This is a genomic window from Cryobacterium shii, from assembly GCF_004402595.1.
GTDB lineage: Bacteria > Actinomycetota > Actinomycetes > Actinomycetales > Microbacteriaceae > Cryobacterium > Cryobacterium shii.
Window position 1 is genome coordinate 1 of record NZ_SOFY01000004.1, and the last position, 14,738, is coordinate 14,738.

Here is a 14,738-nt window from a genome sequence, read left to right on the forward strand (position 1 = left end):
GCGCTACATCAAGCCGGACTTCGTGCACGTGTTCGTCGACGGCCGGATCGCCGAGCAGGGCGGCCCCGAACTCGCCGACCGCCTCGAAGACGAAGGCTATGACCGTTACCAGAGCGCCGCGGTGGCCAGTTGAGCCCGGACACGGCCGGCGTGGCGTCGATGGAGTTCGTTCAGCCGGCGGAGTCGACGCTGGGCGCGGCGCGCTTCGAAGAAGTGCGGGAGGCCCTCAAGGACGTGATCGACCCGGAGCTCGGCATCAATATCGTCGACCTCGGGCTGATCTACGACCTGGGCTGGGATGACGAGAACAACGCCCTGATCATCCACATGACCCTCACCTCGGCCGGCTGCCCGCTGACCGACGTACTCGAGGAACAGACCGGGATCGCCCTGGACGGCGTCGTCGACGCCTTCCGGATCAACTGGGTCTGGATGCCGCCGTGGGGCATCGAGAAGATCACCCCCGACGGCCGGGAGATGATGAGCGCCCTGGGCTTCACGATCTAGCCGCACTGGGGCCCGACTGGGCCGGTACAACGGGTTGATAGTTTGGTAGTCCCTCATTCTTTTTGCCTCTCTGATCAACAGGACCCCTCGTGCCCCAGCCTGCCCGCGCCGCCGGAACATCCGTCGCCCACGCCGCCCGCCGCGACCTGCTCGCCTGGCGCAACGCCGTGTTCGCGATCTTCCTGATCAGCGGCCTGTCCCTGGCCACCTGGATGTCCCGCATCCCGGCCGTGCGGGACGGGCTGCAGCTCTCGACCGCGGAGGTCGGCATCGTCATCTTCGGGCTGTCCGGGGGGTCGGTGGTCGGTCTGCTCGGCGCGGTCACGCTGCTGGCCCGCTTCGGCGCCCGTCGCGCCATGGTGCTGAGCGTGGCGCTGTCCACAGTCGGGCTGGTCACCGTGGGCGTCGGGGCGAGCCTGCTGGCGTCGACCGGGCTGGTCTTCGCCGGTCTCGCGCTCGTGGGCATCGGCATGGGAGCACTCGACGTCATGATGAACGTCGAGGGGGCGGCGGTCGAGCGCGAGATCGGCAAGACCCTGATGCCGCTGATGCACGCCTGCTTCAGCTTCGGCACCGTCATCGGCGCCCTCCTCGGCGCCGGGGCGTCCTTCGTGGGGCTGCCGGTGTTCTGGCACCTCGCCGCGATCTCGATCCTCGTGCTGGCCACGGCCGTCATCGGCGTGCGCTCGATCCCGCAGCGGCCCGAACTGGGCGACGAGCTGCGAGGGGCCGAAGCCCCCGCCCCGAGCTGGCGGGCCCGGCTGCGCGCGAGCCTGTCGGTCTGGAGCGACCCGAAGATCCTGCTGATCGGAACCATCGTCCTCGGCATGACGTTCGCCGAGGGGTCGGCCAATGACTGGCTGGCGCTGGCCGCCGTCGACGGGCACGGCCTGAGCAACACCGAGGGCGCGATCGTCTTCGGCGTCTTCGTCAGCGCGATGACCGCCGGCCGCATCGTCGGCGGCCCCATCCTGGACCGGTTCGGCCGAGTGCCGGTGCTGCGGGTATCCGCGCTGGTGGGCATCGTCGGGCTGATCCTGTTCATTCTGGCGCCGGGCGGATGGACGCTGTACGCCGGTGCGATCCTCTGGGGGCTGGGCGCCTCGCTGGGCTTCCCGGTGGGCATGTCGGCGGCCGCCGACGACACGAAGAATGCCGCGGCGCGGGTGAGCGCGGTCGCCATGATCGGCTATTTCGCCTTTCTCGTCGGCCCGCCCGTGCTCGGCCTGCTCGGCCAGGCCTGGAGCATCCTCAACGCTCTCTACCTGATCCTCGCCCTGATGGTGCTGGCCGGCCTGGCCGCGCCCGCCGCGCGCGAGCGCAGCTACGCGCCCGCCTCGCCCACCGCGCCCGTCTCCTAACGAATTCGACGGAGATTTTGCTGTAAAAAGCCGGTTTTGGGCCGTTTGGGGCCCAGATCGGCAAAATCTCCGTCGAATTGGTTCACCCGGAGCGGGCGGGAGCGGCGGGCGGGACGCACGGGTGGGGCGCACGGGGGCGTCCGGGTGGGCGAACGGATGCCCCGGCGCGGTTAGGCTCGAACGGTGCGCCTTGTGATTGCGAAATGCTCCGTCGACTACGCCGGGAGGCTGAACGCGCATCTGCCGCTGGCCACCCGCCTGCTCCTGCTCAAGTCGGACGGCAGTGTGCTCGTGCACTCTGACGGCGGCTCGTACAAGCCGCTCAACTGGATGAGCCCGCCGTGCAGCCTGGCCCTGACCGAGCCGGACGACGAACAGACGGATGCCGGCGTCACCGCGGTCTGGACGGTCACCCACGCCAAGACCGCCGACCAGCTCATCGTGAGCATCTTCGAGGTGCTGCACGACTCCGCCCACGAGCTCGGGATCGACCCCGGGCTGATCAAGGACGGCGTCGAAGCGCACCTGCAGAAACTCCTGGCCGAGCACATCCACCTGCTCGGCGACGGTCACACCCTCGTGCGCCGAGAGTACATGACCGCGATCGGCCCGGTCGACATCCTGGCCAGGGACGCCGACGGCGGATCGGTCGCCGTCGAGCTCAAACGACGCGGCGACATCGACGGCGTCGAGCAGCTCACCCGCTACCTCGAGCTGATGAACCGCGACCCGCATCTGGCCCCCGTGGCCGGGGTTTTCGCGGCCCAGATCATCAAGCCGCAGGCCCGCACACTGGCCGAGGATCGCGGCATCCGCTGCCTCGTTCTGGACTACGACGCCATGCGCGGACTCGACGACACCCAGTCCCGGCTCTTCTAGGGCTGGCGGGCTCACTTTTTTAATTCGTGCAGGCGTTTGCGGCTGGGCCCCCTAGTATTAGCGAGTGAAATCGACATTGACTCGCACCTGGAGTGCCATACTTTTTGACCTTGACGGAACGATCACCGATTCCGCCCCGGCCATCACCAACTCACTCGCTCGCACCTTCGCACTTCTCGGTCGTCCGGTTCCCACCGACACCGAACTGCTCTCCTACGTGGGCCCGCCCCTGCTGGCCGCGTTCAGCGAATACGCCGGGATGACCCCCGATGAAGCCGTCGAGGCTCTCGCCGTGTACCGCGCCGATTACCAGGAACGGATGCTGGACACGGCCGTGTACCCTGGCGTCGCCGGGCTGCTCGAGCGCATCCACGAGGCGAAGATCCCGATGGCCCTCGCCACCAGCAAGCCGGAGCACCACGCCGTCGCCGTGCTCGAGCACTTCGACCTGGGGAAGTACTTCACCGCGATGGTCGGTTCCTCGGACACCGAGACCCGCAGCTCCAAGGCCGACATCGTGGAAGAGGCGCTGTCGCGACTCGGCACGGTCGGGGCCGACCTCGCCACTCCCGTCATGGTCGGCGACCGCCGGTACGACGCCGAGGGGGCTGCCGCGCACGGCGTCCCGACCATCCTCGTGGAGTGGGGCTACGGCTCCCCCACCGAGGCCGTCGGCGCGACCGCAACCGTCTACTCCGTCGACCAGCTCGCCAAGTTGCTCCTCGGCTGACCTCCGCCCTACCGTTCGATCCGCCCAACCCGCCCGCCCGCCTAGCGTCACCACCAAAAAGCACCGTCGTTCCCAGAACGAGGGTGCTTTTTGCGTGACTGCACGGGCGTCGCGCTTTCGAACGGTGAGCCGATGCGTCGGGTACGAAGGCCCGCTAGATGATGGCGGCGCGCAGGGCGGCCGCTGCGGCGGCGGGGTCCTCGGCGCCGTAGATCGCACCGCCGGCCACAGCGACCTTCGCCCCGGCGCGCTGCACGGAGGCGATGGTGGCGACGCTCACGCCGCCGGCCAGGGAGAACGGTACCCGGGCGGTCTCGCCCTGGTTCAGCAGCGTCGCGAGGGAGAAGCCGGGCTCGGCCTGCTCGTCGAGGCCCGCGTGCATCTCGACGAAGGCGGCGCCGAGCGCGGTCACCTCGCGGGCCCGGGCCACCTTGTCGGCGACGCCGATCAAGTCGACGACGACACCCTTGCCATGCTTGGTCGCCGCGGCGACCGCTCCGACGATGGTGCTGTCTCCGGCCGTGCCGAGCACCGTGACCAGGTCGGCGCCGGCCGTGAACGCCATGTCGGCCTCGAGCTCGCCGGCGTCCATCGTCTTGAGGTCGGCGAAGACGGTCTTGTCCGGGTGCGCGGTCTTGACGGCGGTCACGGCCCGCAGGCCCTCGGCCTTGATCAGCGGGGTGCCGAGCTCGATGATGTCGACGTAGGGGGCGACCTTCGCGGCCAATTCGAGGGCGGCATCCGTGGTGAGTACGTCCATGGCGACTTGAAGCTTCATGATGGTCTTCTTTCCGGTTCGGGGTGAATCTGGATGGGTGCGGGGAGGGTGGGAAAGGGGCTATTCGAGGTTCGCGTGCCGGGGCCACAGCTCGTCGGCGGTGGCCCCGGATGCCGTCCACAGGCTGTGGAAGATCGCGTCGCCGAGCACGACCACGACCTGTTCGAACAGGCCGCCCGAGTACTGGATCGACAGCCGGCCGCCGTGGTCCTGCTTCTGCGCGGCGGGGATGACGACGGTCACAGCGGCCAGCGCTGCGAGGGGTGAAGCGGGCGCGGTCGTGATCGCGGTGACCCGCGCGCCGGCTGCCGTCGCCGTCTCGGCGGCCCGCACGATCGCTGCCGTGCTGCCGGAGCCGCTCGCGACCAGGAGCACGTCCCCGGCAGCGATGGCCGGCGTCGTCACCTCGCCGACCACGTGCACCTCCAGCCCCAGATGCATCAGCCTCATCGCGGTCATGCGCAGGGCCAGGCCGGACCGGCCGGCCCCGAGCACGAACACGCGGCGGGCGGCGCGGAGCTCCGCAGCGGCCGACTCTACCGACGCAGGGCCGCCGGAGGCCGTGCCGGCGGCAACGTCCGAGGCCAGGAACCGGCGAATGGCGTCGGCCTGTTCGGCCGCGATGGCGGCGAGGGACTCCGTCACGCGGAGAGGAACGGTGGTGCGTGTGGGCATTACCTCATCGTCTACTCTTTCGGACGGGTCTGCGGCCCACCGAACGAGCGGGTAACCTGCCCGTTCGGGTGGCAGCGTCCCTCGTGGGTAGGCTTTCCTCATGAACAGTGCGCCTCCAACCCACCCGATCGAACCGTGGGATTCACGCTCGGCGGCCGCGGAACGCGCCCGCGTGATCGCCGACCTCACCGACGCCCAGGCCACCACCCTCGAGTCCCTGCTCGCCGTGCTTCGCTCGAGCAGCACGAGCGACGCGTCGGCCCGGCAGACCGCGATCGACCTGGCGGCGAAGGCCATGGTGCAACTGCGCGCCGTCTCCGACCGGGACCGGTCCCTCTCCGAGGAGCCCGTGGCGCGGGCCTTCGAACGACTGCGCGACGACCTGCGCCCGCTGGTGCGGTTCGGGGGCCTCGACGTGCAGTTCATCGAGCCGCCGGTGAACGGCCGCGCCCTCCCGGGCGAGGTGGCCCACGCCGCCCGTGCGATCGTGCGCGGAGCCGTGCTCGCCCTGGTCGAGCAGCCCGGCGTCACCCGCGTGCGGGTGCACTGGGACTGCGACGGCAGCAACCTGCTGATCCACATCCGCGACGACGGCGCCGGCGAGCTCACCCCCGACAGCCCCAGTGTCAGCCGGCTGGCGAGCCGGGTGGCCGACGTGTTCGGCAGCCTGCGCGTGGAGGCGACGACGGGCTGGGGTTCGGAGATGGCCGTCACCCTCCCCCTCGATGTGCCGCTCGCGCCGCTCACCGCGGCCGCGGCCTGGGGACTCAGCCCCCGCGAGAAGGGCGTGCTCGAGTTGGTGGCCTCGGGGGCACGCAACCGCGCGATCGCCGAAACGCTCTCGATCAGCGAGAACACGGTCAAGTTCCACGTCGCCAACCTGCTGCGCAAGGTGGGCGCCTCCACCCGCGCCGAGCTCGCCGCCCTCTCCCGCTGACCCGGGTGGCTGTGCGAAACTGGCTGCTGCCGGCATCCGTGCCACCGAATGGATGCCGCCCGAAGGGACACGACGATGGACGCCAACGACTGGGACACCCGCTACCGCCTCGCCCGGGAGGCTCAGGGCGGCCGGCCCGGCCGGCTTTGGTCCGCCGTTCCGGCGCAGATCGTGCAGGACACCGTGACCCCGTGGGCGCCCGGACGCGCGCTCGACCTGGCGACCGGCGACGGCCGCAATGCGATCTGGCTGGCGGCCAGGGGCTGGAACGTCACCGCCGTGGACTTCTCCGCCGAAGCCATCGGCCAGGCCGCCGAGCATGCCCGCGAGAGCGGCGTGGCGGTGGACTGGCAGGTCGGCGACGCCACCACCTGGGCCCCCTCCGGCGAGACCTTCGACCTGGTCACGGTGATCTACCTGCACCTGCAGGAAGACGCCCTGCGGGCCGTGCTGTCCCGCGCCGCCGAGTGGCTCTCCCCCGGCGGGCACCTGCTCGTGCTCGGCCACGACCGGACCAACATCGGCACCGGGGCTCCAGGGCCGGCCGACCCGGGCATCCTGTACACCCCGGAGCTGCTGCGCTCGGCCGTCGATCCCTCGCGGATCGTACGCTGCGAGACCATACGGCGCGACCTGGCCACCGACCCGGAAGCCCCCGGGGACGGCGCCGGCTACGCCCTCGACACACTCCTCATCGCCACGGCCTGATCGGAAACATCCGTGTACCCCCGGGGGTATGCTGGGAACACTTATCAAGGGAGTGCCTGATGGCTGTCATTCAGTTCCTCGGATCGACCGCGGGTCGATGGGTTCGCATCATCGCGGGCGTCGTTCTGGTCATACTGGCCGCGATCCTCGGCGGATGGTGGTGGTTGCTCGCCGCTCTGGGCGCCGTGTTCATTGCCGCGGGCGCCTTCGATTTCTGCCTCCTCGCTCCCCTGGCGGGCAAGCCCTTCAAGGGATCCGAGTTGCGGAAGACCTTCACATCCTGAGCGAGGATGCGGCCCTGCCGTCGAGCGCCGTGGCCGAACCCGTGAGCGGTCCGGCTGACCACAGCCCGATGCAGCGCGCGGTGGTCAGGGTGCTCATCATCGGCCAGATCCTCGGCGGCATCGGCATGGGCGCCACCCTGTCCCTCGGCGCGCTCCTGGCGGCCCAGCTCTCCGGGTCCAGCGCCTGGTCCGGCATGGCGGCGACCATGAGCACCCTCGGCGCCGCCCTGGTCGCCGTTCCGCTGGCCCGCCTGGCGCAATCGCGCGGCCGTCGCCGGTCCCTGGCCGCCGGCTCTCTGATCGCGGGCACCGGCGCCGTGCTGGCGATCACGGCGGTCGCGGTCGACACCTTCCCGCTTCTGCTGCTCGCCCTGATGCTCCTCGGCGCCGGTTCTGCCACGAACCTGCAGGCCCGCTTCGCCGCCACCGACCTGGCCAGCACGCAGTTCCGGGCGCGCGACCTGTCCATCGTGGTGTGGTCGACGACCATCGGCGCCGTGCTCGGCCCGAACCTCTTCGGCCCCGGCGAGGTGGTGGGCTCGGCCCTCGGGTTGCCGCCGCTGACCGGCGCGTTCGCGTTCTCCCTGCTCGCCACGGTCGGCGCGGCGCTGGTGTACACCGTTGGGCTGCGTCCGGACCCCCTGCTCACCGCCCTGGCGGCCCGGGGCGTCGACGCCTCAGCCCCGATCAAGCGCGGCGGCCTCGCCATCGTGCGCACCAACTCCCAGGCCCGCTTCGCCGTGGCCGTGATCGCGCTCAGCCACGCCACCATGGTCGCCCTGATGTCGATGGCCCCGGTACACCTGCGCGACCACGGCGCCACCCTGACCGTCGTCGGGCTGACCATCAGCCTGCACGTGGCCGGCATGTACGCCCTCTCCCCCGTTTTCGGCGCTCTCGCCGACCGGGTCGGACGGTTGCCCGTCATCCTGTCCGGACAGGCGCTGCTGCTGGCTTCTCTGACCATCTTCTGGCTGGCCGGGGAATCCCAGACCGCCATGACGGTGGGGTTGATCCTGCTCGGGCTGGGCTGGTCGGCATCCGTCGTCGCCGGTTCCGCCCTGATCGCCGAGTCCGTGGGCGTGCACGACCGCGCGGCGCTGCAGGGGTTCTCCGACTTGTCGATGAACGCGGCCGGCGCGCTCGGCGGCGCCCTGGCCGGCCTGGTGCTGAGCGCCGTGGGCTACTCCGGGCTCGGCCTGGCCACCATGGTCCTCGCGGGCGTCATCGTCGTCTGGTCCGTCCGGCGGGCCCTCGCCGGTCGCGCCGCGCGCCCGCTCCAGCCCTAGCGTTCCGGGCCCTGGCGTCCCGGGCAGCCCAAACGGTTCGCCGAGCCGTGAGCATGGCTCCTGTTTTCACGAAAAAGTGGGGCGCAACTCACGGCTCGGCGGGGCTCGGCGGGGTCCCGGCGGTGACCCAGTGGTGGCTGCGGGGGCCGCGGTTACCGCGGCTACGGTCGGGTTACGGCAGGAAGCGCGGCGGGAAGCGGGGACGTGGCCAGGGCGAGCAGGGCCGGGATGCCGACGGGCTCGTCGGCCAGCAGCGGTACCACGGCGAGGCGGGCGGCGCGTTTCTCCTGCACATGCTCGATCTCCGGCAGCTCATTCCGGGCCCGCGCGAGCAGCAACGGCGAGGCGGGTGCCGCGGCGGCGAGCGAGTTGTTCACGACCCAGGCCCACGGGGTGATGCCGGCGCGCTCCAGGTCGGCCTGCAGCTCGGCGGCCTCGAGTACCGGCGTGGTCTCGGCGAGGGTGACCAGGATCACCTTGGTCTGTTCCGGGTCCTGCAGCTTCATCATCGGCGTGGTCAGGTGCACGGTGCCGCCCAGCTGGCGCTGGATCTCGCGGTGATACGACCCGGTTGCGTCGAGCAGCAGCAGCGTGTGGCCGGTGGGCGCCGTGTCCATCACCACGAACTTGTGCTTCGCCTCCCGGATGACGCGGGAGAAGGCCTGAAAGACGGCGATCTCCTCGGTGCAGGGTGACCGCAGGTCCTCCCGCAGCATGGCCAGGCCCTGCTCGTCGAGGTGGGCGCCCTTGGTGCGCAGGACGGTGTCGGTGTACCGCTGGATTTCGGCGGCCGGGTCGATCCGAGAGACCTTGAGGGAGGAGGAGACGAGGGACCGGACCTCCGCGGAACCCGCCCCGCCGGCCAGGGTGTCGGTGAGGTGGGCGGCCGGGTCGGTCGTCGTCAGGTGCACCGGCAGCCCGCGAGCGGCGAGCGCCACGGCCACGGATGCCGCCAGGGTGGTCTTGCCCACGCCGCCCTTGCCCATCAGCATCACCAGGCCGTGCCCGCCGGCGGCGATCTCGTCGACCAGGGCGGACAGCGGGGAATCCGGGAGGGCCGCCGAGGGGGCGGCGTGCTCGCCCTGCCCCGCGGCCGGGAGCACCTCGGGTTCGAGCAGGCCGCGGAGGGCGGCCAGGCCGACCATGTTCGAACTCTTCAGCGCCACGTAGTCCGTGGGCGCGGCCCTCAGCGCGTCGGGCATCTGAGCGAGGGCCTGCTGCTCGCGGGCGCGGATGGCCGCGAACAACGGGTCGGCCACGGCCTCGCCGCCACTGCCGCCCTCGCCACTGCCGCCGTCGACCCCGTCCGGCAGGATGCCGTTGACGACGAGGTACTGGCGGGCCATGCCGATACCGGCCAGCTCGGCGTGGGTGCGGGCGGCCTCGGTCAGGGTCGAGGTCTGGGCGCGGGCCACGAGCACGAGCCGGGTGCGGGCCTGGTCGGCCAGGGCCGCGACGGCCTCGGCGTAGACGGCGCGCTGCTTCTCCAGGCCCGACAGCGGGCCGAGGCAGGAGGCGTCTCCGGTGCCCTCGGTGAGAAAGTCGGTCCAGGAGCCCGGCAGCTGCAGCAGCCGGATGGTGTGCCCGGTGGGTGCGGTGTCGAAAAGGATGTGGTCGTAGGCGGCCGTCCACGCGGCATCCGTGAGCAGGTCGGTGAACTCGTTGAAGGAGGCGATCTCGGTCGTGCAGGCACCGGAGAGCTGTTCCTCGATCGAGGCCACCTCGGCCGGGGGAAGCAGCCCGCGCACCGGGCCGACGATGCGCTCCCGATACTGCTGGGCCGCCTGCTCCGGGTCGATTTCGAGGGCCGACAGCCCGGGCACGGCGTCGATCGCCGTCACGGTGTTGCCGATGGAGACCCCGAAGACCTGGCCCACGTTGGAGGCGGGGTCGGTGCTCACCAGCAGAACGGATGCCCCGCCCTCGGCCAGCCGCACCGCGCTCGCACAGGCGATGGAGGTCTTGCCCACCCCGCCCTTGCCGGTGAAGAAGAGGAAGCGCGGTGCCTGGTCGAGGAAGCGGAGCGTTGTCATGGCGAAGTCCTAGCAGCAGCCGCCGGTGCCGCAGCAACCCGCTTCGGCGCTGTCGGTCTGGGCGGCGCTGTCGGTCTGGGCAGCGGAGTCGGTCTGGGCAGCGGAGTCGGTCTGGGCAGCGGAGTCGGTCTGGGCAGCGGAGTCGGTCTGGGCAGCGGAGTCGCCGAATTTCTGGGCGGAGGCGCTGCCCGAGGTCGTGGCCGGCGTCGCCGTCGCCGTCGCCATGGCCAGGAGGCGCCTGGACCCCTCGGGCTGCACGGCAGCCAGGTGGCTGGCCGCGTCGCCGGTGAGCTCGGCCCAGCCGGCCAGCTCCGCGCGGGAGGGGTAGCGGCCGGTCAGCACCGTGGCGCCGTCGACCAGGGCGATGGGCAGGCCCGTCTGGCCGACGGTGTGCAGGAACTGGCGGGCCACCTCGTTCTCCACGAAGGCGAGCGGCTCCTGGGCCAGGTTGAACCGGGCGATGTCGCCGCCGTTGGCGCGGGCCCAGTCCATGTCGGCCGAGAAGGTGACCAGAGCCTGGTCGACGTCGACGCCGCAGATTCCGGTGCCGCAGCAGAGTCCCGGTTCAAAGATCTCGATGTGTGCCATGGTGCATCAACTCCTGGTCCGCACATCGTGGGGGACGACTTGTCCGTGATGACGGTACGTCCAGTGTATCGATGGTTGTCGATATGTCACGGCATCGGACCAACCAACTCGGGCACCGGTCTGCCTTGCTGAATGGACGGGAGCGGAAAGGAGCGGGCGGCAAGTGGAAGACTGGCCAGACCCCGGATGGCACTCGAAAGGCATGCGATGACGAAGGCTTCGGAGGCCGCGAGCCTCCTCCCCCTGCTCCTGGAGCAGGAACGCACCCTCCAGTTCGACTCCTTCGACCTGGGGGACGCCTGGATCGTGGGCTCGCGGCTGGTCGAGCTGGGAACGGCGCGCCGGCATCCGATCACGGTGTCGATCACCTTCGGCGAGCAGCGGGTCTTCCACGGGGCCCTGCCCGGCTCCAGCGCCGACAACGACGGCTGGCTCGAGAACAAGTTCCGCGTCGTACGCCGGTTCGCCAACTCGTCCTTCGCCGTGGGGACGCGGTTCCGCGCGGGTTCCCGCGACTTCGCCACCGACTCGAATCTCGACCCGAGAACGCACGCCGCGCACGGCGGAGCCTTCCCCCTGCGCGTGCGCGGTTCACTGATCGGCGTGGTCGGCGTCTCCGGGCTGGCCCAGCGCGACGACCACGACCTCGTCGTCGAGGTGCTGACCTGGCACCTCGAGCACCGCTAGCCGAAAGCCCGCCCGCGGGCGGACCACGCGGTCCGGCGTCGAACCGATTCGACGGAAGTTTTGTTCTAAAAACACCGTTTCGGCTTGTTTTGGCCCGATTCTGGCAAAATCTCCGTCGAATTGGTTCGGGGGAGGCGGCAGCCCCGGGCCGCAACCGCGCAACGCGCGGATCCGGAGTCGCGGACGAGGCGCACGCCCCTTGCGCTGGCACGCGGGTCGGCGACAATGGTGGGGACTGCTGGGTGAGGACGACACGGTCGGGATGACTGGGTCGGGCCGCCGACCGGGTGGGGACGCCGATGGGCCGGGACGCCGGCCCGGGGGGAGAGGATGATGTCCACGCCGGGTTCGACCGACAACGCCGGGGCTGCCGCGGGCGCGGCGCCCGGTGCTGAGCCCGCGGCCGGCGCCGGTCCGGCCTGGTCCGCGTGGCGGGTCGTGGTGAACCTCGGCATCGTCAGCCTGGTTATAGATCTGGCATCAAAGGGCGGCCATTCGCTGACCGGGGCGCTGCTGGGACAGCTGGGTGCGTCGGCGCTGATCGTCGGGGTCGTGACGGGCCTCGGAGAGGCGGTCGCCCTCGCGCTCCGGCTGGTCTCCGGGCCCTGGTCCGACAAATCCGGCCGGTATTGGAGATTCGCCATCGCCGGCTACGCCCTCACCGCGGTCTGCATTCCGCTGCTGGCCGTCACGCCGTTCGTCGGCGGGGCCGGCCTGCTGCTCGCCTCGGCGCTGATTCTCGGCGACCGCACGGGCAAGGCCATCCGGAGCCCGGCGAAGACCGTGCTGCTCGCGAATGCGGCCAGCGCCGTCGGCCGCGGCCGCGGTTTCGGGGTGCACAAGCTGCTCGACCAACTGGGGTCCCTGCTCGGGCCGCTACTCGCCTGGGCCGTCATCACGGTCACGACCGTGCTCTGGCCCGCCTTCGCCGTGCTCGCGATCCCCGGAGCCGCCGGTTTGGGCATTCTGCTCTGGACACGCCGTCGCGTGCCGGACACGAACGTGTACGAGAGCAACGAGAGCAACGAGAGCAACGAGAGCGTCGCCCCGAATCCCGATCGGCCAGACTGGCCAGACCGGGCGAACCGGGCGAACCGGGCGAACCGGGCGAACCCGGAGGACCTGGCAGACCCGGATGACCCGGATGACGCGGGGCATCCGGACCAGGCGCACCGGGACCCGGCCGCCGGGCCCCGGCTTCCCCTCTCGTTCTACCTTCTGGCCGCGGCGGTCGGCGTCTCCACGGTCGGGCTCGTCGGCTTCGGGGTGATCTCATTCCACCTCACGGACGTCGCGATCGTGCCGCTGGCGACCGTGCCGCTGATCTACGCGGCCGCGATGGGAGCGGCGGCCCTGGCCGCCCTGGTCAGCGGCTACGCCTACGACGCGGCGGGCGCCCGGGTGCTGCTGGTCCTGCCGCTGCTGGTGGTGCTGGTTCCCGGACTGACCCTGTCGGTCCAGGCGGGCGCGGTGCTGGCCGGCGCACTCATCTGGGGTGCGGCGACCGGCATCCAGGAATCGACGGTTCAGGCGCTGATCGCGGACCTCGTGCCGAACGGGCACCGCGGCACGGCCTACGGGGTCTTCGCCGCCTTCGCGGGGGCGTCCGCCCTGATCGGCGGAGTGCTGGCCGGCGCCCTCTACGACCAGGTGCCGTGGCTGGTCATGATCGTCGGCATCCTTCAGACCTGCGCCCTCGTGTTGTTCCTCCTCACCTTCCGACTGCAGAACAGGGAACGGCGTCAGCCCGCGGGTCCCCAAGTATGAAAGTGTGGAGCGAGGCCCCGACCCGCTTCCCTTGGAGTTCCCGTGACCACACCCCCCGTGTCCCCCGAGGCGGCAGACGCCTCACGCCATGAGGACCGCATCACCCTCCGGTTCATGGCCGTGCCCCAGGACGTCGCGGCCTCAGGCGCGACCGTCGCAGCCGGAAGCGTACTCGAGTGGATCGACAAGGCCGCGTACGCCTGCGCCGTGGGCTGGAGCGCGTCCGACACCGTCACCGCCTACGTCGGGAACGTGCACTTCACCCAACCCATCAAGCCGGGCAACCTGGTCGAGGTTCACGCCCGCATCATCCACACCGGGCGCACCAGCATGCACGTGCTCGTCACGGTCGAAACGACGGATGTACGCGCCCGGGAATATAGTCCGGCGACCCATTGCATCCTCGTCTTCGTCGCCGTCGACGACGCCGGAAGGCCGCAGGAAGTGCCGAAGTGGACCCCGCACTCCGACGTGGACCGCGAGCTGCAACTCAACGCCCAGGCCCGCCTCGAGCCACGCAAGCGCATTCAGACCGTCATGCGCGCTCAGGAATATACCGATGACAGCACGACGCCGCGAACGGTGTTCCGCTTTCTGGCGGCTCCGGCCGACGCCAATTGGGGCGGAAACGCCCACGGCGGAACCGTGATGCGCTGGATCGACGAGGCCGCCTTCGCGACCGCAGCGGCCTGGAGTTCGGAGACGGCCGTCGCGGTCTACTCCGGGGGGATCCACTTCTACCGCCCGATCCACATCGGCCACATCGTGGAGGTGGACGCGCGCCTCATCCATACCGGCAAGCGCAACATGCACATCAGCATCCGGGTGCGCTCGGGCAGCCCCCGCACCCCGCACGACCTGCAGCTGACGACGCAGTGCATGAGCATCTTCGTCGCGATCGGCGCGGACGGGCACGCCGAACCGGTGGAGCCGTTGACGCTGATCACGGCCGAGGACAAACGGCTCGACGAGCACGCGCGGGAGCTCGTGGCGCTGCGCGCGCCCCTGGTCATGATGCCCGTCGACCACTTGCGTCGCCCCTGAGGGCGGGATCCGGCCGGAGGCTGAAGGGGCTCGGCTCGTCCTCCACAATGTGGGTTTGATCGGCTTATCCACAGTCTCCACGGATGCCGGTGCAGTGTCGGTGGCCGCCTCTAGCGTGGTCCTCATGAAGCCGTCAGTGTTCGAAGAGCGAGAGGCCATGGGCCGGCATTTCGACGCGATCGCGGAGGCCGAGCGGGACATCGCCGCGGCCTTCGCCCGGCGGGCGGAACGGGTCGAGGATGCCCGCCGATTCGGGCAGGCCATCGCCCACCACAATGCCCGGGTGCCGGGTGCGCGGCGAGACGCACGTGAGGTCGCCGAACGGGAGCTCTCGAGCGAGCTGGCCTGCACGATCCGGGTGCCGCAGCGCATGGCGGAGAACCTGGTCGCGGAGAGCCGGGCCCTGGCCGTGGATCTCCCGGCGACCCGGGCGGCGCTGGCGTCGGGGGAGATCAGCTATCGGCACGCGCA

Annotated in this window: 16 protein-coding genes and 1 pseudogene; 13 read left to right on the plus strand and 4 right to left on the minus strand. The window is 70.8% G+C overall.

The genetic code is table 11. The features are described from left to right. The 5 genes and pseudogenes from sufC to E3O49_RS00425 form a co-directional block, all read left to right on the plus strand. A pseudogene (gene sufC, locus E3O49_RS16910) lies at positions 1-133 on the plus strand (Fe-S cluster assembly ATPase SufC); the annotation flags it as partial. A 26-nt stretch (positions 134-159) separates the two neighbouring features. Then, positions 160-507: a metal-sulfur cluster assembly factor gene (locus E3O49_RS00410; RefSeq protein ID WP_134365808.1), complete on the plus strand. Its 348-nt coding sequence runs from the start codon at positions 160-162 to the stop codon at positions 505-507. Positions 508-596: 89 nt separating this feature from the next. Next, positions 597-1,868, plus strand: coding sequence for an MFS transporter (locus E3O49_RS00415; RefSeq protein ID WP_244285232.1), 1,272 nt, complete (start codon positions 597-599; stop codon positions 1,866-1,868). Positions 1,869-2,051: 183 nt separating this feature from the next. Further along, the gene (gene nucS / locus E3O49_RS00420; RefSeq protein ID WP_134365803.1) at positions 2,052-2,747 is read left to right on the plus strand and encodes an endonuclease NucS; all 696 of its coding nucleotides are present in this window, start codon (positions 2,052-2,054) and stop codon (positions 2,745-2,747) included. Positions 2,748-2,811: 64 nt separating this feature from the next. Beyond that, the gene (locus E3O49_RS00425) at positions 2,812-3,477 is read left to right on the plus strand and encodes an HAD hydrolase-like protein (protein WP_241975774.1); all 666 of its coding nucleotides are present in this window, start codon (positions 2,812-2,814) and stop codon (positions 3,475-3,477) included. A gap of 154 nt (positions 3,478-3,631) precedes the next feature. Here the strand turns inward: E3O49_RS00425 and hxlA are convergent, their stop codons facing one another. Together hxlA and hxlB are read right to left on the minus strand one after the other, a co-directional pair. Then, complete coding sequence (gene hxlA / locus E3O49_RS00430; protein WP_134404279.1) at positions 3,632-4,255, minus strand: 3-hexulose-6-phosphate synthase; 624 nt, start codon at positions 4,253-4,255, stop codon at positions 3,632-3,634. A gap of 60 nt (positions 4,256-4,315) precedes the next feature. Then, positions 4,316-4,930, minus strand: coding sequence for a 6-phospho-3-hexuloisomerase (hxlB, locus tag E3O49_RS00435; RefSeq protein WP_134365801.1), 615 nt, complete (start codon positions 4,928-4,930; stop codon positions 4,316-4,318). A 100-nt stretch (positions 4,931-5,030) separates the two neighbouring features. Here hxlB and E3O49_RS00440 point away from each other — a divergent pair, with 100 nt between their 5' ends. The 4 genes from E3O49_RS00440 to E3O49_RS00455 all read left to right on the plus strand — a co-directional run bounded on the left by E3O49_RS00440 (position 5,031) and on the right by E3O49_RS00455 (position 8,148). After that, positions 5,031-5,867: a LuxR C-terminal-related transcriptional regulator gene (locus E3O49_RS00440; protein WP_134365800.1), complete on the plus strand. Its 837-nt coding sequence runs from the start codon at positions 5,031-5,033 to the stop codon at positions 5,865-5,867. 75 nt (positions 5,868-5,942) lie between these two features. Then, positions 5,943-6,575: a class I SAM-dependent methyltransferase gene (locus E3O49_RS00445; RefSeq protein ID WP_134365799.1), complete on the plus strand. Its 633-nt coding sequence runs from the start codon at positions 5,943-5,945 to the stop codon at positions 6,573-6,575. A 59-nt stretch (positions 6,576-6,634) separates the two neighbouring features. Beyond that, entirely contained in the window at positions 6,635-6,859 is a 225-nt protein-coding gene (locus E3O49_RS00450) for a YgaP family membrane protein (RefSeq protein ID WP_134365798.1), read from the plus strand. 41 nt (positions 6,860-6,900) lie between these two features. Further along, positions 6,901-8,148 carry an MFS transporter gene (locus E3O49_RS00455; protein WP_370261471.1) on the plus strand — a complete coding sequence of 416 codons (1,248 nt, stop codon included), beginning with the start codon at positions 6,901-6,903 and terminating at the stop codon, positions 8,146-8,148. A 161-nt stretch (positions 8,149-8,309) separates the two neighbouring features. On the opposite strand, the gene arsA is transcribed toward E3O49_RS00455, so the two are convergent. Together arsA and arsD are read right to left on the minus strand one after the other, a co-directional pair. Beyond that, positions 8,310-10,181, minus strand: a complete 1,872-nt coding sequence (arsA, locus tag E3O49_RS00460; RefSeq protein ID WP_134365797.1) for an arsenical pump-driving ATPase — start codon at positions 10,179-10,181, stop codon at positions 8,310-8,312. Between the two features lie 9 nt (positions 10,182-10,190). Then, positions 10,191-10,769 (minus strand): arsenite efflux transporter metallochaperone ArsD, encoded by a 579-nt coding sequence (gene arsD, locus E3O49_RS16730; RefSeq protein ID WP_179954730.1) that lies wholly within the window; start codon positions 10,767-10,769, stop codon positions 10,191-10,193. A 207-nt stretch (positions 10,770-10,976) separates the two neighbouring features. On the opposite strand from arsD, the gene E3O49_RS00470 reads away from it, so the two are divergent. The 4 genes from E3O49_RS00470 to E3O49_RS00495 all read left to right on the plus strand — a co-directional run. Beyond that, positions 10,977-11,456, plus strand: a complete 480-nt coding sequence (locus tag E3O49_RS00470) for a heme-degrading domain-containing protein (protein WP_134365795.1) — start codon at positions 10,977-10,979, stop codon at positions 11,454-11,456. A gap of 330 nt (positions 11,457-11,786) precedes the next feature. Further along, positions 11,787-13,223: an MFS transporter gene (locus E3O49_RS16405; protein ID WP_160140983.1), complete on the plus strand. Its 1,437-nt coding sequence runs from the start codon at positions 11,787-11,789 to the stop codon at positions 13,221-13,223. A gap of 42 nt (positions 13,224-13,265) precedes the next feature. Beyond that, positions 13,266-14,267, plus strand: a complete 1,002-nt coding sequence (locus tag E3O49_RS00490) for an acyl-CoA thioesterase (protein ID WP_241975772.1) — start codon at positions 13,266-13,268, stop codon at positions 14,265-14,267. 124 nt (positions 14,268-14,391) lie between these two features. Continuing rightward, the coding region (locus E3O49_RS00495) for a DUF222 domain-containing protein (protein WP_134450806.1) at positions 14,392-14,738 on the plus strand (347 nt) is incomplete at its 3' end.